This window comes from Mycobacterium sp. EPa45 (genome assembly GCF_001021385.1).
GTDB lineage: Bacteria > Actinomycetota > Actinomycetes > Mycobacteriales > Mycobacteriaceae > Mycobacterium.
Genome location: NZ_CP011773.1, coordinates 892,294 through 917,396, shown reverse-complemented (window position 1 = coordinate 917,396; position 25,103 = coordinate 892,294). Strand labels below are relative to the sequence as shown.

The following is a 25,103-nucleotide window of genomic DNA, read 5'->3' as shown; positions in this document are numbered from 1 at the left end:
CGTGTCACACGTCGATCCGGCGTAGGTCACACCAGCGTGCCGGCGAAGAAGTCCAGCATCGCGTTGTTGACGGTCTCCGGGCGCTCCAGGAATCCGAGGTGGCCGGTGTGCCCGATCTGCACGTACCGGCCGTTGGGCAGGGCGTCGGCCACCTCGCGGCCGAGCGCCGCCGGGGTCAGCAGGTCGTCGGCGAACCCGATCACCAGCACCTCATTGGTAATGGAACGGTAAGCGGGCAGCCGGTTCTCGTGGGGGTATACCTCGAGCTGGGCACGCAGACCCGGGGTGCGCTTGATCGGGAATGCGGTGAACATCTCCATCCAGTCCCCGATGGCCTTCTCGTCGTTGATGGTCTTGGGTGAGAAGTTCTCCAGCACACGCACTTTCGCGGCGTAGGCAGCCGGGACCTGGATCTCGGCCTTGTTCAGCTCGACGTCGGCGGCGCGGAAGGATTTCCGGATGCGATCCAGCCGTCCACGGGTTCCCATCAGCACGGCCTGGCTGATCAGCTCGGGGCGGACCAGCATCAACTCCTGGGCGATGTAGGCGCCCATCGACATGGCCACGATCCGGGTGGGCCCGCCGACGACCTGCTCGATGAGTTCGGCGGTGTCAGCGACCATCTGCTCGGTGCCGAAACCGCCGGCGTTCTCGGTGGCCCCGATTCCCCGGTTGTCGAACGTGATGCAGCGGTAACCCGCCGCCACGAACTGCGGGATCTGATGGATGTGCCAGGTGCGGCCGGCGCCCCCGGTGCCGGCGATGAACAGCACCGGATCGCCGGAACCGTTCTCCTCGTAGGCCAGGTTGATCACCTGGCAGAGGCTACGCGACCCCGTTTCCGCCTGGCCCGGGACCGCGCCGCGTCGATAGCGCCGGTCCACAGCAGCGACGTCATGGCCTTGAGCTGGGTCGGGTTGGCGATCTCTCTGGCCATCAGCGCGGTCGCGGTGGCTTTCGTGGACGCCGAGGCCTTCGACATGTGCCCGGAGTCGAACGGCGGTTGCGGGTCGTATTCCATCGACAGCTGGATCGCTTTGGCGCGCTCCTCGCCACCGATCTCGCCGGCCAGCCACAGCGCGAGATCGATGCCGGCCGAGACACCCGCGCTGGTGACGATGTCACCTTCGTGGACCACCCGCTCATCCTTGACCGGCGTCACCCCGAGCGTCTTGAGCGCGGTGAGCGCCGCCCAGTGCGACGTCGCCCGCTTGCCCTTCAACAATCCGGCGGCCGCCAGAATCACCGACCCCGAGCACACCGACGTCGTCCACGTCGAGGTCTCGTGTGCCCGGCGGACCCAGTCGAGCAGCTTCTCGTCGCGGGCGTGTTCCATGGTCGTCATGCCGCCGGGCACGAGAATGACGTCGGGAGAGGGTGTTTCGTCGAATGAGTGGGTGGCGCCGACGACAAGCACGCCGGAGTCCGCGGTGATCGGACCGGGTTCGTGCCACACGAAGCGAACCTCGGCGTCTGGCAGCCAGCGCAGCACCTCGTAGGGGCCGATGAAGTCCAGGGCGGTGAACCCGGGATAGAGGACGATGGCGATCTGCATGGGACTCTCCTTTAGACGAACGTCTTGCGGTATTGATCGGGCGAGATGCCGATCCGGCGAATGAAGTTGCGGCGCATGGTTTCCGACGTTCCGAAACCACACCGCGCAGCGATGGTGACGACGGTGTCGTCGGTTTCCTCGAGCTGACGGCGGGCGGCTTCGGTGCGAACCCGCTCGACGTAGGCGCCGGGCGCCTCGCCGACCTCGTCGGTGAACACCCGGGTGAAGTGTCGCGGGCTCATCGCCGCGCGACGGGCGAGGTCGGTAATGCTATGGGCGGCACCGGGTTCGGCTTCGATCGCCTCTTGGACGTCGCGAATCGGTTGTCGGCGCGCTCGCGGCATCCACACCGGGGCGGCGAACTGGGTTTGGCCGCCGGGCCGGCGCAGATAGAGCACGAGGTAGCGCGCGACGGTCTGGGCGACCTCGGTGCCGTAATCGTCCTCGACCAGCGCAAGCGACAGGTCGATGCCGGACGTCACCCCGGCCGCCGTCCAGACGGTGGCCGAGCTGCGCAGGAAGATCGGCTCGCGGTCGACGGTCACGTCGGGAAACTCGCGGGCCATCCGGTCGGCGAACGCCCAGTGCGTCGTGGCGCGGCAGCCGTCGAGCAGTCCCGCCTGGGCAGCCAGGAACGACCCGGTGCAGACGCTGACGACGCGGCGCGAGTTGGCGGCGGCCCTGCGAATCCACGCCATGGTCGCGGGATCACGTCGGGCGTCGTCGACACCCGCACCACCGGGCAGGACCAACGTATCGATGTCCTGCGGGTCGGGCATCGCCTCGGCGACGAAGGCCAGACTCGTGTTGGTGGTCACCGGCCGGCCGTCGCGCGAAGCCACCGTCACCCGGTAGCCGCCCTCGGTGAGCAGCGCGGCGCCGGTGAACACGTCGTGCGGCCCGACCAAGTCCAGCGCCTGCACGCCGGGAAAGCCGAGGATCACCACCGATCGCGCCATGGGTTCAGTGTCGAGGCTTGCCTCGATGGCGTCTAGGCCATGGACCCCACAAATCAGGACATCACAGCTTCTTGAGGCGTCGCACGGCCTGCATCAACGGCAGCATCGACGCTGCGCCCTTGCGCAGGCTGCGCTGCAGTGGACCCACGTTCGCCAGCACGACGTACTCGACGCCGCAATCGCGCCACTGAGCAGCCCGGTCGACGATCTCGTCCGGCGTCCCGCACAGTAAGCAGTCGCGCACCACGTCGGTGGGGATCGCTTTCACATGCGACAGCGCGGTCTGCTCGTCCATGTCCTGCGGGAGGATGTCCTGCGCCCCGGTGAAGCCGATGCCGAGTGGATGCTGAGCGCCGTGCCGCGCGAAAAAGTCATCGGGCGCGTTGAGTGCGGCGGCCCGGATCACCTCGGAGTCGAGCGCCTCGTCGAGGTCCTCCTGGTTTCGCGCGGCCAGCGTCATCAACCAGATCGCCGGCTTGATCGACATCGGGTCACGTCCCGCGTCGGAGGCCGCGGTGCGCACGGCTTCGAGCCGCTGCGCGTACTCCTGGGGAGTGTGCGGAAAAGCCGGATAGAACCCATCGGCGTAACGGCCTACGGCTCGCAACATCCGCGGACCGTGTGCGGCGATCCAGATCTCGGGCCACTTGCCCTTGTACGGCGGAAGGTCGAAGAGCGCATTCCGCAGCGGGAAGTAGGGCGAGTCGCGATTCACCAACTCTCCCTTCGAATTCCACAGTGCACGGATGGTCGCCATCGCTTCTTCGAATCGGGCCACCGGCTTGGACCACTCGACGCCGTACGGTTGGTTGCCCTCCCGTTCACCGGTGCCGATTCCCAGGATCGCGCGGCCCCGGGTCAGCAGCTGCAGCGTTGCCGCCGCTTGGGCGGTGACCGCTGGATTGCGTCGGCCGGTGTCGGTGACCCCGATGCCCAGGCGCAGCCGTGCGTGGTTGCGCGCAGCGATGTTGCCGAGCATGGTCCACGGCTCCAGATACGCATCGCCGCGGGGCAGCAGACGAGCTCCGCCGCAGTACTTCGGGTTGTTCCACAGCGACCGCGGAAACAGCGAATTCAGGTGATCGGGCACCCAGAAGGAGTCCACCCGGGCGGCGGCTGCGGCTGCGTAGTTGGCTCTGGTGAGGAAATCGATCGACGGGCGTGCCGCCACAATGGGATCCATCATTCCGACGCGAAGCGTTGACATTGCTTCAGCCTCAGGGCGGTCACTGCGGATGGCTAGCGTAGTGGCCTACTTAAATCCTGCCGAGGCTGTAGGTGCCGTCACGAAATGCGAGTAGCGGTGTCGGCAACTACAGCCTGGGCGGGCCCTGGTCAGCCGGGCTTCTGATCCTCGCGATCCTCCCGCAGGTACTCGTCCATCAGCGGAGTCTCCGCGGAGATGGGGTAATCGCCGGTGTAGCCGATCCGCTCACGCGCCATCTCCAGTACCCGGCCGCGAACCGCGTACCAGCCGATCGTCAGCAGCGGAACCAACGCGACGATAGCCACCAGATTCCAGTAGTTCTCCTAACACATCAGCCCCGTGACGACCGCAAGGAAGGCCAGGGTGGCGTAGCTGGTGTAGGGCGTTCCCCACAACCGGAACGCCGGCCGCGCGAGGATGCCTTTCTGCGACCAGCGATACAGCTGGATCTGGCAGATGACGATCGTTGCCCACGACGCGATGATGCCCAACGCCGAGAGGTCCAGCGCAATGTTGAACGCCTCGGCAGGCACCACGAGGTTGAGGAATACGCCGAGCACGGTGAAGCACGCGGTGAGCGCGATGCCGGCGAAAGGCACGCCGCGTTTGGACATGCGCCCGGTGAGTTGCGGAGCGCTGCCATTCATCGCCATCGACCGCAGGATCCGGCCGGTCGAATACAGGCCGGCGTTGAGGCTGGACAGCGCCGCCGTCAGCACCACGAAGTTCATGATCGTGCCCGCGGCGGGAACGCCGATGCGGGAGAAGAACGTGACGAACGGGCTCTCCCCCTGCTTGTAGGTGGTGTACGGCAGCAGAAGTGCCAACAGGATCAGCGAGCCGACGTAGAACACCGCGATGCGGAACACCACAGAGTTGATGGCCTTGGGCATGACCTTGGCTGGATTCTCTGTCTCTCCCGCCGCAGTGCCGACCAATTCGACTGCGGCATAGGCGAATATGACACCAGATGTGATGACGACCAACGACAGGAGACCGGTGGGGAGGATGCCGCCGTGATCGGCGATGACCGAGGGCCCGGTGGTGGCGCCCTCGACGGTGAAGCGACCCGCGAGGAACACGATGCCCACCACCAGGAATGTGACGAGTGCGATCACCTTGATGAGCGCGGCCCAGAACTCCATCTCGCCGAATACCTTCACCGAGATCATGTTGACGGTCAGCACGATGACCAAGGCGATGAGCGCGATGGTCCACTGCGGGATCGCCTTGAAGGCGCCCCAGTAGTGCATGTAGAGCGCGATCGCGGTCACGTCGACGATCGACGTGCAGGCCCAGTTGAAGAAGTACATCCACCCGGCCACGTAAGCCGCCTTCTCGCCCAGGAATTCGCGGGCATAGGACACGAAGGATCCCGACGACGGGCGGTGCAGGACGAGCTCCCCGAGTGCTCGCAGGATGAAGAAGACGAACACGCCGCAGACCGCGTAGACGAGGAACAATCCTGGGCCCGCGGTGTGCAACCGTCCCCCGGCACCCATGAACAGACCGGTGCCGATCGCTCCCCCGATGGCGATCATCTGCAACTGCCGGGGTTTGAGCCCCTTGTGATAGCCCTCTTCTTCGTGGGCCAACGCGGAATTGTCGTATGTGGTTGGCGCTGCCATTGAGCGGGTATATCCAGCCATCCAGTTGCCCGAAACGCACCTGGCGTTAAACCTCTGTAACGCAACATTTCCCGGGTGTCACGTGAGAGTTCGGGCTATCAGCCGGACGAACTCCACGCACGTCTGGTACCGGGCTTCGGGCCGTTTCGCCATCGCCTTGGCGAGAATGGAGTCGAACGCGCGCGGCACCCACACGATCTGATGTGAGACCCGCGGCGGCGGATGGCGCAGATGCCGGTCGACCAGGCCCGTCGGGGTGGCAGCTGTGAATGGCGGCGATCCGGTGAGCAATTCGACTGCAGTACACGCTAATTCATACTCGTCGGTCGCCGGGGACGGCACGCTACCGGTCAGAAGCTCCGGGGCGGCATAGGGCAGAGAGGCTTGTACATGGGACGGCCGCGCGGCGATCGGAGGGGGCGGCTCTCCCGCGACGTGTGCGACACCGAAATCGATGAGGACAGCACCGCCATGCGCGAAGTCGTTGGCGACGAGAATGTTTGAGGGTTTGACGTCACAATGCACGACACCTTTGGTGTGGGCGTAGTCGAGCGCATCGGCGACCTGTGCGAGCGCCATCAGCTTGGCGGTGACCGATGTCAATGCGGTGGCATTGCCGCCGTCGACGTACTGCATGGCCAGCCATGTGGTTCCGTGGTCGAACATCGCGGCGATACGTGGGTGATCCAGGGTTCGGGCGATATCGAATTCGCGTTGCAGGCGTGCGATCGACGCTGGGTCACGATGGTCGTCGGCGAGGATCTTCAATGCCACGCTGGGTTCGGATTGCCGGTGGGCGAGGTACACCACTGCATTACCGCCGCGGCCCAGCGTCCGTTCGATGACATAGTCAGCGAACGGATCACCGGGACGCAGCACACGCCAAGCCTATCGACGGCTGACTTCGGCGGCGAAGTAGTGACCTTGATCGAGGTCTTCGAGTAGCCCGACGTTGGTCGGCTGCCAGCCGAAGCGCCGTTGGGTGATGACGCTGGAGGCCGGCATGTCGATACCGAAAAACGCTCCGATCCAACCGAAGTGCTCAACTGCGGCCTCCGGCGCGACGCTGGTGACCGGCACACCGAGGTGACGGCCGAAGTTCTCGGCGATGTCGCGGGTGGGGACCGCTTGCTCGCCGACCGCATGCAGAATGGTCCCGGCCTCCGCGGACTCGACGGCGAGCCGGAAGAGCACCGCGGCATCGTCGCGGTGTACCGCCGACCACCTATTGGCGCCGTCTCCCGGAAAAGCCGAGACACCTTTGGCGCGGGCCACGTCGATCAGCACGGGGATGAACCCGTAGTCGCCGTTGCCGTGCACCGTCGGCGCCAGTCGCACGATAGACACGCGCACATCGCGGTCAGCAAAGGCCAGCGCGGCGGACTCGGAGACGCGCGGCGACTGCGGGTTGGCGGGCTGGTCCTCGGTGAGGATCTGGCCAGGCGCATGTCCGGCGGTTCCGCTGGTGACGACCAGGGGCCGGCCAGAACCGGCGAGCGTCTCACCGAGGGCGGTGATCGCGCTGCGGTCGAGCTCGCCAGCGTTGGTGAAGTTGTCGAAGTCGTGGTGGAAGGCGAGGTGAATGACGCCGTCCGCGTCGTGCGCGCCGCTGCGCAGACTGTCCAGATCGTTCAGGTCGCCGCGATGGACGTCTGCGCCGGCGGCGGCGAGCTTCTCGGCGGACTTTTCGGAGCGAGCCAGGCCCAGCACGTGATGGCCGGCTGCGAGCAGCTCGGGCACCACCGCCGAGCCAACCCAGCCGGACGCACCAGTTACGAAAATCTTCATCGAGGAACCTCCATGTCAGTCGCTGTCATCGAGCCGTAGAGCTGATGTCAGCAACTGTCATCCCGCTAAAATTCCCGCATGGGCCGCTGGGAGCCGGATGCGCAGGGCCGCCTGCAACAGGCGGCCATGGCGCTGTACACCGAGCGCGGATTCGATCAGACGACGGTCGCCGAGATCGCCGAGCGGGCGGGGCTGACCGAACGCACCTTCTTCCGTTACTTCGCCGACAAACGTGAGGTGCTCTTCGGCGGGCAGCGTCACCTACTCGAGCAGTTGACGAAAGGTGTTGCAGAAGCACCTGATTCGGCCACTCCGCTGGATGCGATCAGCGCGGCGTTGCAGGAGGCGGCCGCGATCTTCGGCGACCGGCGAGGGGCACGGGCGCGACAGGCGGTGATCGACGCCAACCCGGCGCTGCAGGAGCGCGAGCTGACCAAACGTTTCGCCCTGGCCGCTGCGATGGCCGACGGCCTGGTGAGCCGCGGTGTCGCTGAGACGACTGCCCGGCTCACGGCCGAGGCCGGCGCGGCGGTGTTCCAACTCGCCTTCGAGCAGTGGCTGGCCGATGACAGGCACGATTTGGCGCACTTCGTGCGCGCCGGGATCGCGGACCTCAAGGCCGCCACATCGGGCTGATCCAATCAGCCGTGCCGGCCAGCCTTGCCGTCAGATCCGGTCGACCCCGTGGCGCCAGTGGCCCCGTTCGCGCCATTGGATCCGCTTCGTCCGCTGACCGTGCTTCCTTGGTTACCGCTGCCTCCGTGCCCACCGATGCCCCCGTTGCCGCCGGGCCCGCCGGCTCCGCCCGGGCCGGCGGCGCCGCCGCTTCCTGCTGTGCCGAACGGTCCAGCAGCTCCACCGGCGCCACCCGATCCGCCAGGGCCACCGGCACCACCGGCGCCCCCGCTGCCGCCGGCACCGCCCGCACCGCCGTTTCCACCGGTCCCGCCGACGGCCTGGCCGCCCAGGCCACCAGATCCTCCGGTTGCCCCGGTTGCACCTGCACCGCCGACGCCGCCGTGACCACCAGCACCCCCGACGCCGCCGTTGCCTGACAACAGCCCGCCTCGGCCGCCGTCACCGCCGGATCCCCCGGCCCCACCGGCCAACCCGGGCGCGCCGTCGCCGCCCGTACCTCCGTTGCCGCCGGTGCCACCGGTGTTGCTACTGCTCGACGTCGACTGGACCGGTCCGCCGTAACCGCCATCGCCGCCGCGCGCACCGATGCCGCCGTTGCCGCCGTTCCCGCCGGCGCCGCCGGCGTTGTTGGCGAATCCGCCATGACCACCCAGGCCGCCGGTGCCGCCGGGTCCGCCATTGCCCCCATTGCCCCCGTTGCCGCCGAGGCTGAAAAACGCGGTACCGGAACTGTCGCCGCCGGCTCCGCCGTCCCCACCGGGCGCCCGATCACCGCCGTTTCCGCCGTTACCCCCATAGCCACCGGTGACGACGACGGTTCCCGACGCCGTTCCGCCGTTTCCGCCCGTTCCACCGGCCTGCCCGGTGGCGGTGCCCGCGGACCCGTCCTTGCCGGTGCCGCCCGTCGCGAAGCCCGATGTGCTCACATTTGCACCATTCGACCCGTTGGCCGCGACCGAGCTGACTTGCTGTGTCGGGTTGACGCCGCCGGCGCCCGCGGTGCCGGTGCCCCCGGCTCCGCCGTCGCCTCCGTTCCCGATCAGTCCGGCCGCACCACCTTTGCCACCGTTAGCGCCCGCTCCGCCATCCCCACCCTTGCCGCCATTGCCGAACCACCCGGCACTGCCGCCGTTTCCGCCGGCGACTCCGGCAGTCGTGCTCGACCAGCCGGCGCCGCCATTGCCGAACAGCAGGCCGCCGTTCTGGCCATCGGGATGCGACGCCGTCCCCGCGGCCCCATCGCAGACAAGCCCGCACGAATTTTCGAAAAGGGTCAGCTTTGCACTGGCCGAAGCGGTGGGAGTCCCTGCAGCGGCTTTGCCCCCGACAAGCTCACAGAAGATGCCGCTGCACGTCGTCGACGGCGTCGCCACCGCGGGCGAAGCCCCGATGACTCCCCAGGCTCCGGCCAACGCGGCGACCACTCCGACAAGAGCTGACTTCGTCATGACATTCTCCCTGCGATGCGCAGCGCTGTTCGAATGGCGAACGGACATGATTTTGCCAGGACGAGCACTGGCGGCGCGGGCTTTCGCTGTCTTGGGTCAGCCGCGTTAAGAGGCGCCGAGATCGACGTTGCGCAGAGGTTTACTCGCGATTGTTCTGCGACTCGTCGGTTTGGGCGAAGGGGGCTACAGCAGGGGGAAGCAGGCTCGGACGCGGTCGATCCACCAGTCGCGGCGGTCGGCCGGTGCAGCGAGTGCGGCCAGACGCGCCGGGTCGGGCACGACGTCGCCGACGGGCAGACCACCGTCGACGGGCGTGATCTCGGCGACGTCCTCGACGAACAGTCCGCCGGTGCCGAGTCCGCAGGCATGCTCCAACCGCGGCAGCGCGGCCGCCGCGGCCAGTCCGGCCGCGATGCCGACCGCGGTGTCGAGCGCGCTGGAGATCACTACCGGGATGTCGATGTCGGCGGCGATGTCCAGCAGCGCGCGCACACCCCCGAGTGGCGGCACCTTCAGCACGGCGATGTCGGCCGCCCGTGCGCGTACCACGGCCAGCGGGTCGGCGGCCTTGCGGATACTTTCGTCGGCGGCCACCGCGACGTCCACCCGACGGCGCACCTCAGCCAGCTCCGGCACCGTCTTACACGGCTGCTCAAGGTATTCCAGCGGACCGTCGGCAGTCAGCGCGGCCGCGGCGGCCACCGCCTGCTCGACCGTCCACCCGCCGTTGGCGTCCACGCGCACCGTGGGGATCGCCGCACGCACGGCGTTGACCCGGGCGACATCATCGGCCAGGGCCTGACCCGGCTCGGCGACCTTCACCTTGGCCGTGCGCGTCCCGGGAAAACGCGCCAGCACCTCGGGCACCTGTTCAGCAGGCACCGCAGGCACCGTCGCGTTGATCGGCACCACGTCGCGCACCGCGGACGGCCATGAGCCATAAGCGGATTCGATGCCGGATGCCAGCCAGTGCGCGGCCTCGGGCGGCTCGTACTCGACGAACGCGCCGAACTCTCCCCAGCCGGTCGGCCCTTCGATCAGAGCCACCTCGCGAACCATGATGCCGCGGAAGCGGACCCGCATCGGCAGCGCGAGAACGTGCAGCCGCTCCAGCAGGTCGTCCAGCGCGGTCGCCATCAGATCGCGCGGCCGCGGTTCTCCCAGTACGGCGTGCGCAGGTCGCGCTTGAGCAGCTTCCCGGTGGGATTACGCGGCAGCGCCTCGGAGATCTCCACGCTGCGCGGACACTTGTAGTGCGCCAGCCGCTCGCGGCACCACGCGATGAGTTCCTCCTCGGAAGTCTGTCCGCCAAGCGACAATTCGACGACCGCCTTGACCGACTCGCCCCACTTCTCGTCCGGGATGCCGAACACCGCGGCGTCGAGCACGGCCGGATGGTCGGTGAGTACCCGCTCGACCTCGACGGAGTAGATGTTCTCGCCGCCGGAGATGATCATGTCCTTGAGCCGGTCCTCGACGAACACGAACCCGTCTTCGTCGACGCGCCCGATGTCACCGGTGCGAAACCACCCGTCGTCGGTGATCGCCGAAGCGGTGGCCTCCGGCTTGTTGTGATAGCCGATCATCAACTGCGGTGTGCGGAACCATAATTCGCCGGGCTGGCCGACCGGTACCTCGGCGAGGGTGTCGGTGTCCACCACCCGCACCTCCACTTCGCGGGCCGGCTGGCCTGCGCTGACCAGTCGGTCCGGGCGGGAGTCGTCGCGGTGCACCTCCGGCGAGAGCTGAGTGATCGCGCCGCATACCTCGGTCAGGCCGTAAACCTGGATGAAATCGGTATCGGGCCACGCCTTCAGCGCCGACTTCAGCAGCGCCGGCGGCATCGGTGACGCGCCGTACACGAACGTCCGCAGCGAGCTGAACAGCTTGACCGCGTCGTCGCCGGACTCCAGCACCTTGCCCAGCACGGCCGGCACCAGGAATGTGCGGTTGGCACCGGCGAGAATCGCACCGGCCAACGAAGCACCGTCGACGTCGCGCGTCATGATCGTCGGGATGCCCGCGTGAATGCCGTACTGCACGTATGCCGACCCGCCGACATGGAACAGCGGCATCGCAACCAGATTCTTGTCGTCGTCGTCGAACTCGAAGGTGCCGGCATTGATGGTGTGCGCCAACACGTTCCGGTGCGACAGTGTCACCCCCTTGGGTCGGCCCGTGGTGCCCGAGGAGTACATGATCAACACGGGGTCATCCGGCTCGACGTCGGCGGCGTGCGCAACAGGGGTCGCCGCGGCCAGCAGATCTTCGTACTCGTCACCGTCCGCACCGTCCGGCGTGACCTCGATGACCTCCGAAACGTGGACGAGCTTGTCCCGAATCCTGGTGACGGCATCCATGAGCTCGGTTCCGACGATCAGCAGCTTGGCGCCGCAGTCGTTGAGGACGTAGTCCATCTCGTCGGCGGCGAGCCGGAAGTTGATGACGGCGGTGGCCGCGCCGATCGACGCCGCCGCCAGCGTCAGCTCCACACACGCCGGATGGTTCTTGTCCAGGAACGCCACCACGTCACCGCGGCCGATGCCGCGATCCACCAGGGCGCCGGCCAGCCGGCGGATCCGGTCGTCCCACTGCGCCCAGGTCCAGCTGCGGCCGAGGTAACTGATGGCCTCACCGTCGGACTTGTGCTGCGCCCAGTACGCCGGCCGGTCGTCAAGAAAGCGTGGTTCGGGTGGTTGCATACCGGCCAGATTGCCATGTCGGCGAAAATCAGGAGTCGGCTCGTCGGATCCTGATGGGCCCGCGCCACTCCCCGTCCGGGTTGAGCACTTCACCCTTCTGCGTGATCACCACGTCGCCGGTGCGCGCCAGTTCGCGGGCGAGGTCGCGCGTCGTGTCCATCAGCTCACGCCAGTCGTGGGGCGCCACGGCACGTGCGGCGTCGGACGGACAGATCGTGCGCGGCGCGCGCTCGCTGGACATCCTCAGGATCGCGGCGCGCAGCCGATCGCTGATCTCGGTCATGAGGACGCCCTTTCTTCCGAACTGGAACACGTTCTAATGTGGTTCCCATGAGTGAGCACCTGCTGCGCCATCCCCTCCATTCTGGCCACCTGACCGTCGGCGCGCTGAAGCGCAACAAGAACAAGCCGGTGCTGCACCTGGGTGACACCACTCTGACCGGGGGGGAGCTGGCGGACCGCATCAGCCAGTACATTCAGGCCTTCGAAGCGCTCGGCGCGGGCTCCGGCGCAACGGCGGGGCTGCTGTCGCTGAATCGTCCCGAGGTACTGATGATCATCGGAGCCGGGCAGACCCAGGGTTATCGGCGCGTGGCACTACACCCTCTCGGCTCGCTCGACGACCACGCCTATGTGCTCAACGACGCGGGCGTGACGTCGCTGATCATCGACCCCAATCCGATGTTCATCGAGCGGGCGCAGGGCCTGCTGGAGAAGGTGCCCGCCCTCAAGCAGGTGCTGACCCTGGGCCCGGTCCCTGACGCGCTGGGCGATTCGGCGGTGGACCTGATCGCCGAGGCCGCCAAGTACTCGCCGAAGCCGTTGGTGGCGGCCGACCTGCCGCCCGATCACGTCGGCGGCATGGCCTACACCGGCGGCACCACCGGCAAGCCGAAGGGCGTGCTGGGCACCGCGCAGTCGATCACCACGATGACGACCGTTCAGCTCGCCGAGTGGGAGTGGCCGGAGAATCCGCGGTTCCTGATGTGCACGCCGCTGTCGCACGCCGGCGCCGCGTTCTTCGTGCCGACCGTCGTCAAGGGCGGCGAGCTGGTCGTGCTGACCAAGTTCGACCCGGCCGAGGTGCTGCGGGTGATCGAGGAGCAGAAGATCACCGCGACGATGTTGGTGCCGTCGATGATCTACGCGCTGATGGACCATCCGGATTCGCACACCCGCGACCTGTCGTCGCTGGAAACGGTCTACTACGGCGCCTCGGCGATGAACCCGGTGCGCCTCGCCGAGGCCATCCGTCGCTTCGGCCCGATCTTCGCGCAGTACTACGGCCAGTCCGAGGCGCCGATGGTGATCTCCTATCTCGGCAAGAAGGACCACGACGAGAAGCGGCTGACCTCATGCGGGCGGCCCACGCTGTTCGCCCGCACCGCATTGCTGGATGCCGACGGCAACGAGGTGCCCCAAGGCGAAGTCGGAGAGATCTGCGTATCCGGGCCACTGCTGTCCGGCGGGTACCACAACCTTCCGGAGGAGACGGCCAAGACGTTCAAGGACGGCTGGCTGCACACCGGCGACATGGCGCGTGAGGACGAGGACGGCTACTGGTTCATCGTCGACCGGGTCAAGGACATGATCGTCACCGGCGGATTCAACGTGTTCCCGCGCGAAGTCGAAGACGTCGTCGCCGAGCATCCCGCGGTCGCGCAGGTGTGCGTGATCGGCACGCCCGACGAGAAGTGGGGCGAGGCCGTCACCGCGGTGATCGTGCTGCGGCCCGACCACCCCAGCGACGACGACGCGGTGGCGAAGCTGACCGGTGAAATCCAGGCCGCGGTCAAGGACCGTAAGGGGTCGGTGCAGGCACCCAAGCAGGTGATCGTCGTCGACTCGGTGCCGGTGACCGCACTGGGCAAACCGGACAAGAAAGCCGTCCGCGCACAGTTCTGGGAAGGCTCATCCAGAGCCATCGGCTAGGTGTGCGGCGCATACTTGAGTGATGCTGTCTCGGGTCGTCCCGCTCGAGTACCTCAAAGAGCGCGACGTGATGTTCTGGCTGCCACCCGGCGGCCGGGACAACGAAATCTGGGCCGACACCTGGGTGATCCTCGCCGACCTCGAACCCGCTGACGCACAACCGCTTCTTGACCTCTTGCACGATGCCGATGTCGGCGCCTACGTAGCGAGTCCGAGCGGACGACGAGGCGCACCCGCAACCGGCGTGCAGCTCTATGTGGACCGCGAACAGCACAATCGGGCCACCGATGTGGTGATGCAGTTCTTGCGCGGCAAAGAGCAACCGGTGATGCCGCGTGCGGAACGGATCGCCCCGAAGATCCGCAGCAAGATCAAGATGCCGACTCCCCCACGTCCGGTGGTGATCGCAGTCCAGATCGCGCTGATCGCCACGATTTTCGCGGTCGGTCTACTCCTGGCGTATTACCGCGGGCCCACCCTCTACCCGGGCGTGCATCCCGCTCACCACCCGACGAACTCCGAGGTACCGGCCATCAAGGGCAGTACCCCGTAGCGCAGTGCAACGATGGGGCCATGCCCTTGCGCGCCGTGTTGTTCGACTTCTCCGGCACCCTGTTTCGTCTCGAGGAGGACGACAGCTGGTTCACCGGAATGGAACTGATTGACGCCGACGGCCGTCGCCACGTCGACGAGCACGTGCAGGCCGAGCTGATGGAACGCTTGACGCATCCCACCGGCCGATCGGTGACGATGAACGAGGACGCCTACCAAACCTGGATCAACCGCGACCTCACCCCCGCACTGCATCGGGAGGCGTACCTGCACGCGCTGCGGCAGACGGGCCTGCCCGACGAGCACGCCGAGTCGCTCTATCAGCGCACTGTCGACCCGGCGTCGTGGGTGCCCTATCCCGATACCCTCGAGGTGCTGCGATCGCTCAGCGCGAGCGGCTTGCGCACCGGCATCGTCTCCAATATCGCCTTCGACATCCGGCCGGCGTTCCGCGCCGCCGGGGCCGACGCCGATGAATTCGTGTTGTCCTTCGAAGTCGGTGCGGTCAAACCCGATCCGCGGATCTTCGAGATCGCGCTGCAGCGTCTCGAGGTCGTGGCTCAGGACGCGGTGATGGTCGGCGACAGCGAGGAGAACGACGGCGCCGCGCGTCACCTCGGCTGCGACTTCATCCTCGTCGACCCGCTGCCGGTCGCCGAACGCCCGACCGGGCTCGTCGACGCGCTGCGCGCCCGCGGCATCACCTGTTGACCGTTCGGCCCGCCAGCGCATCGAGTCCGCTCAGCATCCGGTCCACCTCGTTGAGTTGTCGCTCCAACTTACGCATGCGATGGCGGATCGACTTGACCCCGCAGGTGCTGCCGGCCCGGCGCCGGGCCGCAAGCCGTTGCGCATCTTCGGCCAAGCGCGCGTCGAGTTCGGCTCGGCGCTCGGCAAGAATGCACCGGAAGTGCTCCGCCTGACCGCTGTCCGACGCTGACGCGCTCGTCAAATGTGACATATGTTTCGATCGCGCCTGTTGGGGCGGGTGTTACAGCACTATCGGCCCTCCGGTCGGCCTGAAATCGGTTGGCGTACCTTTTGGACATGGCCGACTCCGAGCGCATCAGGCCGCCGTGGTGGCTCAAGCCGATGAACAAGATCTTCATGGCGGCGATGCGTCTGAGCCTGGCCAACTTTGGCGGCGAATCGCCGGAGGTGCTGACAGTGCCCGGCCGAAGATCAGGCAAGCCACGGTCGACGCCGATCACCCCGTTCACCGTGGACGGCAAGCGCTACGTGGTCGGTGGTTTCCCCGGCGCCGACTGGGTGCGCAACGCCCGCGCCGCCGGCGTCGTCACCCTGACCAAGGGCCGACGCCGTCAAACAGTCCGCATGGTGGAGCTGCCGGCCGAGGAGGCGCGGCCACTGCTGCGCGCATTCCCGATCCTGGTTCCGACCGGTGTCAGCTTCATGAAGAACGCCGGGCTGGTCACCGACGGCAAGCCCGAAGAGTTCGAGGCGCTCGCCGGCCGGTGCGCGGTCTTCCGATTCGATCCCCCGAATGATGGAGTTCAAAACCCTTGACTGACAATCCGTTTGACCCGTCGCAGTGGCAAGCCGTCGACGGCTTCGAGGATCTGACCGACATCACCTATCACCGGCACATCGCCGACGGCACGGTGCGGGTCGCATTCAACCGGCCCGAGGTGCGCAACGCATTTCGTCCGCACACCGTCGACGAGCTGTACCGCGCACTGGACCACGCCCGCATGTCCCCCGATGTCGGTGTGGTCTTGCTGACCGGCAACGGCCCCTCGGCCAAGGACGGCGGCTGGGCGTTCTGCTCGGGCGGCGACCAACGCATCCGCGGTCGCAGCGGGTACCAGTACGCGGCCGGCGAAACCGCCGACACCGTCGATGCGGCGCGCGCCGGACGACTGCACATCCTCGAAGTGCAGCGGCTGATCCGGTTCATGCCGAAGGTGGTCATCTGCTTGGTCAACGGCTGGGCAGCCGGCGGTGGGCACAGCCTGCACGTTGTGTGCGACCTGACGCTGGCCAGTCGCGAGCACGCCCGGTTCAAGCAGACCGACGCCGACGTCGGCAGTTTCGACGGGGGTTACGGCAGCGCGTATCTGGCGCGTCAGGTCGGGCAGAAGTTCGCCCGCGAGATCTTCTTCTTGGGCCGGCCCTACACCGCCGAGCAGATGCACCACATGGGTGCGGTCAACGAGGTGGTCGACCACGCTGAGCTCGAGAACGTGGGCGTGCAATGGGCCAAGGAGATCAACGGCAAATCACCTCAGGCCCAACGCATGCTGAAGTTCGCCTTCAATCTGCTCGACGACGGGCTCGTGGGCCAGCAATTGTTCGCCGGCGAAGCCACTCGGCTGGCCTACATGACCGACGAGGCCGTCGAGGGCCGGGATGCGTTCCTGGAGAAGCGCGATCCCGACTGGAGTCCGTTCCCCCGGTACTTCTGAGATTCTCCCGTTCACCCTGCCGCGCTCAGAGCAAATACTTACCAGCACCACGATCAGGCGAACACCCAGTGCGTTTCACGCCCAGAGGAAGGCAGTCGTAGCTACCATCACGTGAGTTACGCGCGGCCGCGCGTCGGGTCAAGGGGGCTTTGGTGGCATCAGCACGTCGTATCGGCCAGGCCGGAACGCTCGCGTTCGGGGTAGGCGTCGGATTCCTGATCGCACTGGGCTGCGACGGCGGCGTCGCATCGGCCGCGCCCGGCGATACCGGCCACTCCGGGGCCGGCTCGGCCAATTCGTCGCACGCCGCCTCGTCGGGCCGCGACCACGCCACCACGCGGTCGGCGTTGCGCACGGCCAAACCTGCTGCGGCACAGAACTCGTCGCCGATCAGCGCGGTGCCGGCCAGCGTCTCGACATCGTTGGCCACCGCCAATGCCACGCCCGCGGCGCCGCATCTACCCACACCGGTCGAGGTGCAGCAGGCGGTGGAAGGCGCGGTGCAGAACGCCCGCCGAGACCTCGTCGCCCTGGAACAGCGCGCCGAGACCGAGATCAAGCGCGACATCGCCGGTCTGACCCGCGTGCTGAGCGGCAAGCCTGCGCCGCAGAAGATCTACGGAAACCTGGACAACGCCAAGTACTGGGCGACTCAAAGCGCCGAGAACTGCGTGCTGATGGCGACGGCCTCGGTGATCGGCCAACTCAAGGGCACGATGCCGTCCGAACAGCAGATCGCCGACCAGGCAACGAGCACCCAGAGTGTCGTCGACCCCACCAGGAAGATGTACCTGGGCCTCAACACCGAAGACCGCGTTGCGATCGGAGACGCCGAAGAGCTGTTGCGGCTCAACGGTATCGACGCGACCACGAAAGACGACTACCGGAAGACACAGGGCGCCAAGGCCCTGCACGATCTGGAAGCGGCGCTCCAATCCGGTAAGGCGATCATGGTCGGCGTGAAAGCAGACGCGATCTGGAAGTACGTCAACGCAACCCCGCCGCCCGGTGCCGTCGCCGAAGCAGCAGACCACGAGATCTCGGTGATCGCCGTCAACGCGACAACCCACACCGTGTACATCAATGACAGCGGCATGGACAGGGGCGGCGTGGCCGTGCCGCTGAAGGTGTTCATGCGGGCATGGCAGGCGGACAGCTACGAGACCACGACCGCGGTGCTTGCCGAGGCGGCCAGCGCACCACTGGCTGCCTGATCTTCGGCGCGGCAACCCCGGACAGCGCCGGTAACCGCGCCCAAGTCTGGCGGACATAGACTCAGCAGCCGTGAATCCCCTGCGCCGCAAACTGACCGAGGCCATCGCCCTGACCGGCATGCGGCCGCCACTGAGCCTGCCGACCGGGATCACCATCGACCTGCGTGGCAAGCGAGTGCTCATCACCGGCGCCTCCTCCGGAATCGGGGCCGCCGGCGCTGAGCTGTTCGCCGCCGAGGGGTGCGACGTCATCGTGGTCGCGCGGCGCGAAGACCTACTCGCCGAGGTCGTCGACCGCATCACCGACGCCGGAGGCTGCGCGACCGCAATGCCCTGCGACCTGTCCGACCTCGACGCCGTGGACGCGCTGGCGCAGGACGTGGGCGCGGTCGACATCCTGGTGAACAACGCCGGCCGGTCGATCCGGCGGCCGCTGGCCGAATCGCTCGACCGTTGGCACGACGTCGAACGCACGATGATGCTGAACTACTTCTCCCCGCTGCGCCTCATCCGCGGGCTGGCACCCGGGATGATGGAGCGCCGCGACGGGCACATCATCAACGTCGCGACCTGGGGTGTGTTCAGCGAAGCCTCGCCGCTGTTCGGCGTGTACAACGCATCGAAGTCTGCGCTCAGCGCGGTCAGTCGCGTCATCGAGACCGAATGGTCCAGTCGGGGCGTGCATTCCACGACGCTCTACTACCCGTTGGTGGCCACCGCGATGATCGCCCCTACCAAGGAATACGACGGGCTGCCCGCGCTGACCCCCGAGGAGGCCGGCGAATGGATGATCGAGGCGGCCCGGCACCGCCCGGTGCGCATCGCCCCCCGCATGGCCGTCACCGCCCGCGCGCTCGACGTCGTCGCGCCCGGTGCGATGAACCGGGCCATGAAGCGTCAGCGCCTACAGCCGAACTGAGGTAGACACGACGGCATGGAGATCCTCGCGAGTCGGATGCTGCTCCGCCCGGCGGATTACGAACGGTCGGTGGATTTCTACCGCGACGCGCTCGGCTTGGCCATCGCCCGCGAATACAGCGGCGGCACGGTGTTCTATGCCGGCCAGTCGTTGATCGAGCTGGCGGGTCACGGCGCACCCCCGAGCCTCGGCGGCCCGTTCCCCGCGTCGCTGTGGCTGCAGGTGCGCGATCTCTACGCCACCCAGGACGAGCTGTCGGGCCGCGGAGTCGAGATCGCGCGGGAGGCCAGGCGCGAACCGTGGGGGTTACACGAAATGCACGTCAACGATCCCGACGGGATCACATTGATTTTCGTGCAGGTCCCCGAGGATCACCCGCTGCGCCGCGATACGCGAGGCTAGTGGGATTCGAGCGGCCAGCCCACCGAAGCCAGCCGTGCCGCAACCTGGTTCAGCTCATCGGGACTGGGGTCCTTCGCGGTGACCTCGCGGATGGCGTCGCGGATCTGCTCCTCCCGCACCGGGGTGTCGAAATCGGCTGCGCGCAAAATCGATTGGGCCGCCTGAACGACCTCGTCTTCCGACAGCGACCTCTTCAGCAAGGCCAGTAGTGGGTAATAGTCCGTGGGCGGCACGCCCTCGGGGTAGCCCTTGTGCAGCCAGCCGAGAACGTTCTCGAGGAATGCGGGTTGCTGTTGGATGGTCATCGCAATCTCACTTCTTGGGCAGCATCGGGAACAGGTCGACACCGAAGTGGTGGATGATCGTGGCCCGGGTGATCCAGGCGACGGCCGTCAGGATCACCAGCGCGACGAAGAGGAACAGCAGGATGCCCAGGGCCTTGAGCGCCGGGTTGGGCTTGTGGATCGCATGGTCGGCTTCCTCGCCGCCGGCGCCGAACGAGTACGCCAGCATGCCGGTCGCGAACAGTGCAGGCAGGCCCGCGCCGAGGATCAGCCCGACCACCAGAACCTTGAAGATGGCTTCGAAGTACGTCATCACGTGTCCTTATTGCTTGTCGCGGTGATCAGACTGAGGCCGTGGGCTCAGCCGTCTTCGCATCCTTCGTGGCTGCCCGAACCTCCGCGGGCACCACGGAGTTGGTCGACGTGTCCCAATCCGCGTTGACGTTGCTGTGGTCGACCTTCTGCTGCTGGGCGCGCCACCACATGTAGAAGGACAAGCCAACCAGGACCAGGAAGATCAGGCCGTCGCCCATCAGCTGCGAGCCACTGACGTCCTTGACGATGTAGGACAACCAGTACGCCAGCGCACCGACGAGGGCGGCGGCCGGCAGGGTGACCAGCCAGGCCACCGCCATCCGTCCGGCCACGGCCCAGCGCACCTCGGCGCCGGGCTTGCCGACGCCGCTACCGAGGATGGAGCCGGTGGCGACGTGGGTGGTGGACAGCGCCATACCGGCGGCGGACGAGCTGAGAATGATTGCGGCCGAGGAGGCTTCGGCGGCGAGGCCCTGCGGCGACTCGATCTCGACGAGACCCTTGCCGAGCGTGCGGATGACGCGCCAGCCGCCGATGTAGGTGCCCAGCCCGATGGCCAGCGCGCAGCTCAGGATGATCCAGAACGGCAGGCCGTCCTTCTTCACGTCGCCGGTCAGGTGACCGGTGGTGATCAGGGCCAAGGCGATGACACCCATGGTCTTCTGCGCGTCGTTGGTGCCGTGCGAGAGAGCGACCAGCGACGCGGTTGCGATCTGACCCCAGCGGAAGCCTTCTTCGCGCCGGCGCACCAGCACCTTGCGGGTGATGCGGTACACCAGCCAGGTGCCTGCCGCGGCGACGAGGCCCGCAATGACCGGTGCGGCGATGGCGGGGATCAGCACCTTCTGGGTGACACCGGTCCAGTTGACGCCGCTGCTGCCCAGCGCAGCCAGCCCGGCGCCGATCAAGCCACCGAACAGCGCGTGCGAGGAGCTCGACGGAATGCCGAACAGCCAGGTCAGCAGGTTCCACAGAATGCCGCCGATCAGGCCGGCGAAGATGATGGTCAATCCCATCGACGCGTCGATGCCGGACAGCAGGTGGCCGGTCTTGGCGTCCTGAACCTTCAGGACCGACGTCGTCACCGTGACCGCCACCTCGACGGACAGGAACGCGCCGACCAGATTCAGGATTCCGGCGAGCAGCACAGCAGTCTTGGGCTTCAACGCACCCGTGGCGATCGACGTCGCCATGGCGTTGCCCGTGTCATGGAATCCGTTGGTGAAATCGAATGCCAACGCGGTGGCAATCAATAGCACCAGGATGATCATCTCCGTGCTCATGACTGAGATTCTGGTGGTTCGGAGGGTCCTTTGACCAGTTGCCAAAAGTCCTCGAACTGGGCATTTGCGAACGTCCCGCAGGTGTTCATCGACAGTTAACCTACCAGCCGTCAGTGCTTCCCCCGGGCCGACACAGCGGGGGTACACCGGAGGCGCGGCAAATCGATGCCGACTAGAATTCTCACGAGTCAACCGGGCGCCTAACGCCCCCCGCAAGGGAGATGCTGCGGTGACCAACTTCATCACCAAGATCGTGGCCTGGATCAAAGCCGGTTACCCCGACGGGGTCCCGCACCCCGACCAGGTGCCGTTGTTTGCCCTGCTGCGGCGGCGGTTGAGCGACGAGGAGGTCATCGCGGTGGCCAACGCACTGCTCGAGCGGGGGGCGTTCGACCACATCGACATCGGGGTACTGATCACTGAGATCACCGACGCGTTGCCCACTCCGGAGGACATCGACCGGGTCCATGACAGGCTGGCCACCTACGGCTGGCCGCTGGACGATCCGCGAGACAGTGAGGACGTCGAATAACCACTCTGCGAGCGCTCGCCATCCCGCCCGGCCCGTCGGCGCAGTCACTGATGGCTGCCCTGGATGGCGTCCTCGACGGACGAGACGCGCCGCTGGTTCCCATTCCCGCCGGTGACCTGCGCGAAAGCGAGTTGCTGACAACGTCTTTGCGAGTCGGCGAAGAGATCGATGACGCCGTGGCACTGGTGGTGTCGACGTCGGGAACCACCGGAACCCCGAAGGGTGCGATGCTGACGCCGGCGGCGCTGATCGCCAGCGCGTCGGCGACCCTGGACCACCTCGGCGGCCCGGGCACCTGGTTGTTGGCGTTGCCGTCGCATCACATCGCCGGAATACAGGTGCTGGTCCGCAGCCTGCAAGCCGGCACGGTTCCCGTCGAGCTGGACATCTCAGCCGGTTTCGACGTCAGCCAATTGCCAACGGCGGTGGCCCAATTGGGCTCCGGCCGGCGATACACCGCATTGGTCGCCACCCAGCTGGCCAAGGCGCTGCTGGATTCCGAGGCCACCGCGGCCCTCGCCGATCTCGACGCGGTGCTGCTCGGCGGCGGTCCCGCACCGCGGCCGGTCCTCGACGGTGCGGCGGCCGCCGGGATCGAGGTGGTGCGGACGTACGGTTCCAGCGAGACAGCCGGGGGCTGTGTCTACGACGGCGTACCGCTGACCGGAGTGACGATCCGACTCGACGACGGCGCCGAGCCAGGCGAGGGCCGCATCGTGATCGGCGGCCCCACGCTGGCCATGGGCTATCGGAATCCACCGGATCCTGATCCGTTCGCCGAACCCGGTTGGTTCCGGACCGACGACCTCGGCACGATCGACGAGGAAGGCCGCCTGCGGGTGCTGGGCCGGGTCGACGAAGCCATCAGCACCGGGGGCCTGACGGTCATGCCCGCACCGGTTGAGGCCGTGCTCTCGCAGCATCCGGCGATCGCCGATTGTGCGGTGTTCGGGCTCCAGGATGACCGGCTCGGTGAGCGGGTGGCGGCCGCAGTGGTGCTTCTCACTGGCGCGCTCGAACCCAGTCTGGACGACATTCGGGAGTACCTCGCGGAGTCGCTGGATTCGACTGCCGCACCCCGTGAGCTGCACATTCTCGACGAGCTGCCGCGCCGCGGCATCGGCAAGCTGGACCGCCGGGCGCTGCGCGAGCGGTTCGCGAACGGCGGGGATCTGCCTGGCGGCTACGGCTGGTGAACAATGGTTTACGCAGTCTTATAGAGGGGACAGACAGGTATGGACGAGCTGAAGTATCTCGACCTGCACGGTGACCAGGTGGCTTACCTGGATGAGGGGCAGGGCGAGGTGATCCTGCTGCTGCACGGCATGGCCGGCAGCTCGCAGACCTGGCGTTCGGTGGTGCGCCCGCTCTCGCGCAAGTACCGGGTGATCGCCCCCGACCTGCTCGGTCACGGCCACTCCGCCAAGCCGCGCAGCGACTACTCGCTGGGCGCGTTCGCGGTGTGGCTGCGCGATCTGCTCGATGAGCTGGGGGTGGCGCACGCGACGATCGTCGGGCACTCGCTTGGCGGCGGGGTGGCCATGCAGTTCCTGTATCAGCACCCGGATTACTGCCACCGGCTGATACTCGTGAACAGCGGCGGCCTGGGGCCCGACGTCGGATGGACGTTGCGGCTGCTTTCAGCACCCGGCGCGGAGCTGATCATGCCGATCATCGCTCCCCCGCCGGTGCTCGCGCTCGGCGAGCGGGTTCGGTCGTGGTTCGGCAAGGCCGGCATCACGTCCCCGCGAGGCGCCGAGATCTGGAATGCCTACAGTTCATTCTCCGACGCTGCGACCCGAGCGGCCTTCCTGCGCACGCTGCGCTCGGTGGTCGACTACCGCGGCCAGGCCGTCAGCGCGCTGAACCGGCTGCACATGAAGGCCGATATGCCGATCATGGCGATCTGGGGCGACTCCGACGCCATCATCCCCGTCGAGCACGCGTACTCCGCACACGAGGCGCGGCCCGATGTCCGGCTCGAGGTGCTGCCCGGCGTGGGGCACTTCCCCCAGGTGGAACGCCCGACCGAAGTGGTCGAACTGATCGACGACTTCATCACCAGCACCGCCGGCGCAGACATCGAACAGCCCGCCACCCGGGCGTGACCGATCCGGCGGATCGCTTCGCCTCCGCGAAGGTCGCCAGCCTGGCGACCACGATTCCCGACGGCCCCCCGCACGTGGTGCCGATCGTGTTCGCGGTGGCCGAGTCGATCCTTTACACCGCGGTGGACGGCAAGCCGAAATCCGGCCGACGACTACGGCGACTGGCCAATATCGAAGCGAACCCTCGGGTGAGCATCCTGGTCGACCACTACGACGACGACTGGTCGCAGCTGTGGTGGGTACGCGCCGACGGGATCGCGACGATCCACGACAACGATTCGCCGGCCGAGCGCGGCTATGAGCTTCTGCGCGCGAAATACCCCCAGTATGAGTCGGTTTCGCTCGACGGTCCGGTGATCGTGGTGGACATCGATCAGTGGACCGCTTGGGGCGTCTAGGCCGCGCCGCGGTACGCGGCGAGGATGCTCTCCCAGGCGCCGGACGACTTGAACGTCGCCTGCATCTCGGCGGCGCGCTCCCCGAACCGTTCCAAATGCCCATGGCGCAGAAGAACATTCGTGCGGCATGGCTCGGTCTCGGTGAAGCTGACCTCGACATCGGTCTCGAACTCGGGATCGTATGTCCAGTCGGCGTTGAGCTGCCAGGCGAGGACCACTCGGTGCGGTGGCTCCCACGCCAGCACGCGGCCCCACGAGCACTCGACGCCGTCCGCGCTGCGCTCGTACCAACGGCCGCCGACTCGGGGCTCCATCTCCACCGCTACAAAGGGATTGGCTCCGATCGAGTGGCTCGACGGCCAGAATTCGGTCATCCGGCTGGTGAACAGATCGAAGGCCGCCGCGGGTTCCAGGGGCACCGTGATCGAGCGGGTCACGTGCACGTCTGGCGTGGACTGGATCGTCATGTTGGCTTCCCTGCCTTCCGGTGCGCCTCGGCCTCGGCCAGCAGCGCGAAGTTGTCGAGGGTGGACTCCCAAAACCTGTCCAGATAGGACCGCACGGCGGCCAGCCCGGCTGGACTGACCCGATACAGCCGACGAGTCCCCTCGGCCGCCTCTACCACGAGGCCGGCTTCTTTGAGCACCCGAAGATGTTGCGAGACAGCAGGCCTCGAGATTGGTAGCTGATCGGCGAGGACGCCGACGGCGACGGGACCGTCGGCCAGTTTCTCGAAGATCGACCGCCGGGTCCGGTCGCCGAGTGCGTCGAGGACGGCAGCTGCAGATTCGGACACATCGGTAAGTTACAGC

At 67.1% G+C, this 25,103-nt stretch carries 29 protein-coding genes and 1 pseudogene; 13 read left to right on the top strand and 17 right to left on the bottom strand.

Going from position 1 to position 25,103, the window contains the following annotated elements; genetic code table 11:
- Window positions 1-26 precede the first annotated feature (26 nt).
- The 7 genes and pseudogenes from AB431_RS04290 to AB431_RS04260 form a co-directional block, all read right to left on the bottom strand.
- Window positions 27-815 carry an alpha/beta fold hydrolase gene (locus tag AB431_RS04290; RefSeq protein ID WP_047328897.1) on the bottom strand — a complete coding sequence of 263 codons (789 nt, stop codon included), beginning with the start codon at window positions 813-815 and terminating at the stop codon, window positions 27-29.
- On the bottom strand, window positions 812-1,555 hold the full coding sequence (locus AB431_RS04285; protein WP_047328896.1) for a DJ-1/PfpI family protein: 744 nt from the start codon (window positions 1,553-1,555) through the stop codon (window positions 812-814). Before AB431_RS04285 ends, AB431_RS04290 begins: the two co-directional genes overlap by 4 nt.
- An 11-nt stretch (window positions 1,556-1,566) precedes the next feature.
- Window positions 1,567-2,514, bottom strand: a complete 948-nt coding sequence (locus AB431_RS04280) for a GlxA family transcriptional regulator (RefSeq protein ID WP_047328895.1) — start codon at window positions 2,512-2,514, stop codon at window positions 1,567-1,569.
- 61 nt (window positions 2,515-2,575) lie between these two features.
- A complete protein-coding gene (locus AB431_RS04275) occupies window positions 2,576-3,721 on the bottom strand; it encodes an LLM class flavin-dependent oxidoreductase (protein ID WP_047328894.1) in 1,146 nt (381 codons plus the stop codon).
- Window positions 3,722-3,849: 128 nt separating this feature from the next.
- Window positions 3,850-5,349 (bottom strand): annotated as a pseudogene (locus AB431_RS04270) (amino acid permease).
- A 78-nt stretch (window positions 5,350-5,427) separates the two neighbouring features.
- Complete coding sequence (locus AB431_RS04265) at window positions 5,428-6,228, bottom strand: serine/threonine-protein kinase (RefSeq protein ID WP_047328893.1); 801 nt, start codon at window positions 6,226-6,228, stop codon at window positions 5,428-5,430.
- 9 nt (window positions 6,229-6,237) lie between these two features.
- Entirely contained in the window at window positions 6,238-7,137 is a 900-nt protein-coding gene (locus AB431_RS04260) for an SDR family oxidoreductase (RefSeq protein ID WP_047328892.1), read from the bottom strand.
- A 78-nt stretch (window positions 7,138-7,215) separates the two neighbouring features.
- Here AB431_RS04260 and AB431_RS04255 point away from each other — a divergent pair, with 78 nt between their 5' ends.
- Window positions 7,216-7,773, top strand: a complete 558-nt coding sequence (locus tag AB431_RS04255) for a TetR family transcriptional regulator (protein ID WP_047328891.1) — start codon at window positions 7,216-7,218, stop codon at window positions 7,771-7,773.
- A gap of 5 nt (window positions 7,774-7,778) precedes the next feature.
- On the opposite strand, the gene AB431_RS30970 is transcribed toward AB431_RS04255, so the two are convergent.
- The 4 genes from AB431_RS30970 to AB431_RS04230 all read right to left on the bottom strand — a co-directional run bounded on the left by AB431_RS30970 (window position 7,779) and on the right by AB431_RS04230 (window position 12,209).
- Window positions 7,779-9,272: a PGRS repeat-containing protein gene (locus tag AB431_RS30970; protein WP_200902692.1), complete on the bottom strand. Its 1,494-nt coding sequence runs from the start codon at window positions 9,270-9,272 to the stop codon at window positions 7,779-7,781.
- A gap of 135 nt (window positions 9,273-9,407) precedes the next feature.
- Window positions 9,408-10,361: an o-succinylbenzoate synthase gene (locus tag AB431_RS04240; RefSeq protein ID WP_047328890.1), complete on the bottom strand. Its 954-nt coding sequence runs from the start codon at window positions 10,359-10,361 to the stop codon at window positions 9,408-9,410.
- Complete coding sequence (locus tag AB431_RS04235; RefSeq protein WP_047328889.1) at window positions 10,361-11,926, bottom strand: long-chain-fatty-acid--CoA ligase; 1,566 nt, start codon at window positions 11,924-11,926, stop codon at window positions 10,361-10,363. The genes AB431_RS04240 and AB431_RS04235 overlap by 1 nt, the downstream gene beginning before the upstream one ends.
- A gap of 28 nt (window positions 11,927-11,954) precedes the next feature.
- Complete coding sequence (locus AB431_RS04230) at window positions 11,955-12,209, bottom strand: DUF3253 domain-containing protein (protein WP_047328888.1); 255 nt, start codon at window positions 12,207-12,209, stop codon at window positions 11,955-11,957.
- A gap of 47 nt (window positions 12,210-12,256) precedes the next feature.
- On the opposite strand from AB431_RS04230, the gene fadD8 reads away from it, so the two are divergent.
- Genes fadD8 through AB431_RS04215 form a run of 3 tightly spaced genes read left to right on the top strand, consistent with a single transcriptional unit; the run spans window position 12,257 to window position 15,121 of the window.
- Window positions 12,257-13,858 (top strand): fatty-acid--CoA ligase FadD8, encoded by a 1,602-nt coding sequence (fadD8, locus tag AB431_RS04225; RefSeq protein WP_047328887.1) that lies wholly within the window; start codon window positions 12,257-12,259, stop codon window positions 13,856-13,858.
- A 22-nt stretch (window positions 13,859-13,880) separates the two neighbouring features.
- Window positions 13,881-14,411, top strand: a complete 531-nt coding sequence (locus AB431_RS30965) for a hypothetical protein (RefSeq protein ID WP_200902691.1) — start codon at window positions 13,881-13,883, stop codon at window positions 14,409-14,411.
- 20 nt (window positions 14,412-14,431) lie between these two features.
- Window positions 14,432-15,121 carry an HAD family hydrolase gene (locus AB431_RS04215; protein WP_047328886.1) on the top strand — a complete coding sequence of 230 codons (690 nt, stop codon included), beginning with the start codon at window positions 14,432-14,434 and terminating at the stop codon, window positions 15,119-15,121.
- Here AB431_RS04215 and AB431_RS04210 read toward each other — a convergent pair.
- Window positions 15,111-15,371, bottom strand: coding sequence for a hypothetical protein (locus AB431_RS04210; protein WP_047328885.1), 261 nt, complete (start codon window positions 15,369-15,371; stop codon window positions 15,111-15,113). The genes AB431_RS04215 and AB431_RS04210 overlap by 11 nt on opposite strands.
- An 86-nt stretch (window positions 15,372-15,457) precedes the next feature.
- Between AB431_RS04210 and AB431_RS04205 the strand changes: the two genes are divergently transcribed.
- From AB431_RS04205 to AB431_RS04185, 5 genes are all read left to right on the top strand, one after another.
- Window positions 15,458-15,937, top strand: a complete 480-nt coding sequence (locus AB431_RS04205) for a nitroreductase family deazaflavin-dependent oxidoreductase (protein ID WP_047328884.1) — start codon at window positions 15,458-15,460, stop codon at window positions 15,935-15,937.
- Window positions 15,934-16,836 (top strand): 1,4-dihydroxy-2-naphthoyl-CoA synthase, encoded by a 903-nt coding sequence (locus tag AB431_RS04200; RefSeq protein WP_047328883.1) that lies wholly within the window; start codon window positions 15,934-15,936, stop codon window positions 16,834-16,836. The genes AB431_RS04205 and AB431_RS04200 overlap by 4 nt, the downstream gene beginning before the upstream one ends.
- 152 nt (window positions 16,837-16,988) lie before the next feature.
- Window positions 16,989-18,050: a hypothetical protein gene (locus tag AB431_RS04195; protein WP_047328882.1), complete on the top strand. Its 1,062-nt coding sequence runs from the start codon at window positions 16,989-16,991 to the stop codon at window positions 18,048-18,050.
- 70 nt (window positions 18,051-18,120) lie between these two features.
- Window positions 18,121-18,969, top strand: coding sequence for an SDR family oxidoreductase (locus tag AB431_RS04190; protein ID WP_255353528.1), 849 nt, complete (start codon window positions 18,121-18,123; stop codon window positions 18,967-18,969).
- Window positions 18,970-18,984: 15 nt separating this feature from the next.
- Window positions 18,985-19,371, top strand: coding sequence for a VOC family protein (locus AB431_RS04185; RefSeq protein ID WP_047328881.1), 387 nt, complete (start codon window positions 18,985-18,987; stop codon window positions 19,369-19,371).
- Here AB431_RS04185 and AB431_RS04180 read toward each other — a convergent pair.
- Genes AB431_RS04180 through AB431_RS04170 form a run of 3 tightly spaced genes read right to left on the bottom strand, consistent with a single transcriptional unit; the run spans window position 19,368 to window position 21,253 of the window.
- Complete coding sequence (locus AB431_RS04180) at window positions 19,368-19,676, bottom strand: DUF3349 domain-containing protein (RefSeq protein WP_047328880.1); 309 nt, start codon at window positions 19,674-19,676, stop codon at window positions 19,368-19,370. The genes AB431_RS04185 and AB431_RS04180 overlap by 4 nt on opposite strands.
- 7 nt (window positions 19,677-19,683) lie before the next feature.
- Window positions 19,684-19,968 carry a hypothetical protein gene (locus AB431_RS04175; protein WP_047328879.1) on the bottom strand — a complete coding sequence of 95 codons (285 nt, stop codon included), beginning with the start codon at window positions 19,966-19,968 and terminating at the stop codon, window positions 19,684-19,686.
- 28 nt (window positions 19,969-19,996) lie between these two features.
- A complete protein-coding gene (locus AB431_RS04170; protein WP_047328878.1) occupies window positions 19,997-21,253 on the bottom strand; it encodes an inorganic phosphate transporter in 1,257 nt (418 codons plus the stop codon).
- A 229-nt stretch (window positions 21,254-21,482) separates the two neighbouring features.
- Between AB431_RS04170 and AB431_RS04165 the strand changes: the two genes are divergently transcribed.
- From AB431_RS04165 to AB431_RS04150, 4 genes are read left to right on the top strand one after another with little or no spacing between them, the layout of a single operon-like run.
- Entirely contained in the window at window positions 21,483-21,785 is a 303-nt protein-coding gene (locus tag AB431_RS04165) for a DUF3349 domain-containing protein (RefSeq protein WP_047328877.1), read from the top strand.
- Window positions 21,786-21,835: 50 nt separating this feature from the next.
- Window positions 21,836-22,981: an o-succinylbenzoate--CoA ligase gene (menE, locus tag AB431_RS04160; protein ID WP_047328876.1), complete on the top strand. Its 1,146-nt coding sequence runs from the start codon at window positions 21,836-21,838 to the stop codon at window positions 22,979-22,981.
- A 39-nt stretch (window positions 22,982-23,020) separates the two neighbouring features.
- Window positions 23,021-23,893, top strand: a complete 873-nt coding sequence (locus AB431_RS04155) for an alpha/beta fold hydrolase (RefSeq protein ID WP_047328875.1) — start codon at window positions 23,021-23,023, stop codon at window positions 23,891-23,893.
- Window positions 23,890-24,291, top strand: coding sequence for a TIGR03668 family PPOX class F420-dependent oxidoreductase (locus AB431_RS04150; RefSeq protein WP_047328874.1), 402 nt, complete (start codon window positions 23,890-23,892; stop codon window positions 24,289-24,291). Before AB431_RS04155 ends, AB431_RS04150 begins: the two co-directional genes overlap by 4 nt.
- Here the strand turns inward: AB431_RS04150 and AB431_RS04145 are convergent.
- Both AB431_RS04145 and AB431_RS04140 read right to left on the bottom strand, forming a co-directional pair.
- Window positions 24,288-24,758 (bottom strand): SRPBCC family protein, encoded by a 471-nt coding sequence (locus AB431_RS04145; RefSeq protein ID WP_047328873.1) that lies wholly within the window; start codon window positions 24,756-24,758, stop codon window positions 24,288-24,290. The genes AB431_RS04150 and AB431_RS04145 overlap by 4 nt on opposite strands.
- Window positions 24,755-25,087, bottom strand: a complete 333-nt coding sequence (locus AB431_RS04140; RefSeq protein ID WP_047328872.1) for a helix-turn-helix transcriptional regulator — start codon at window positions 25,085-25,087, stop codon at window positions 24,755-24,757. Before AB431_RS04140 ends, AB431_RS04145 begins: the two co-directional genes overlap by 4 nt.
- Between the last annotated feature and the right edge of the window lie 16 nt (window positions 25,088-25,103).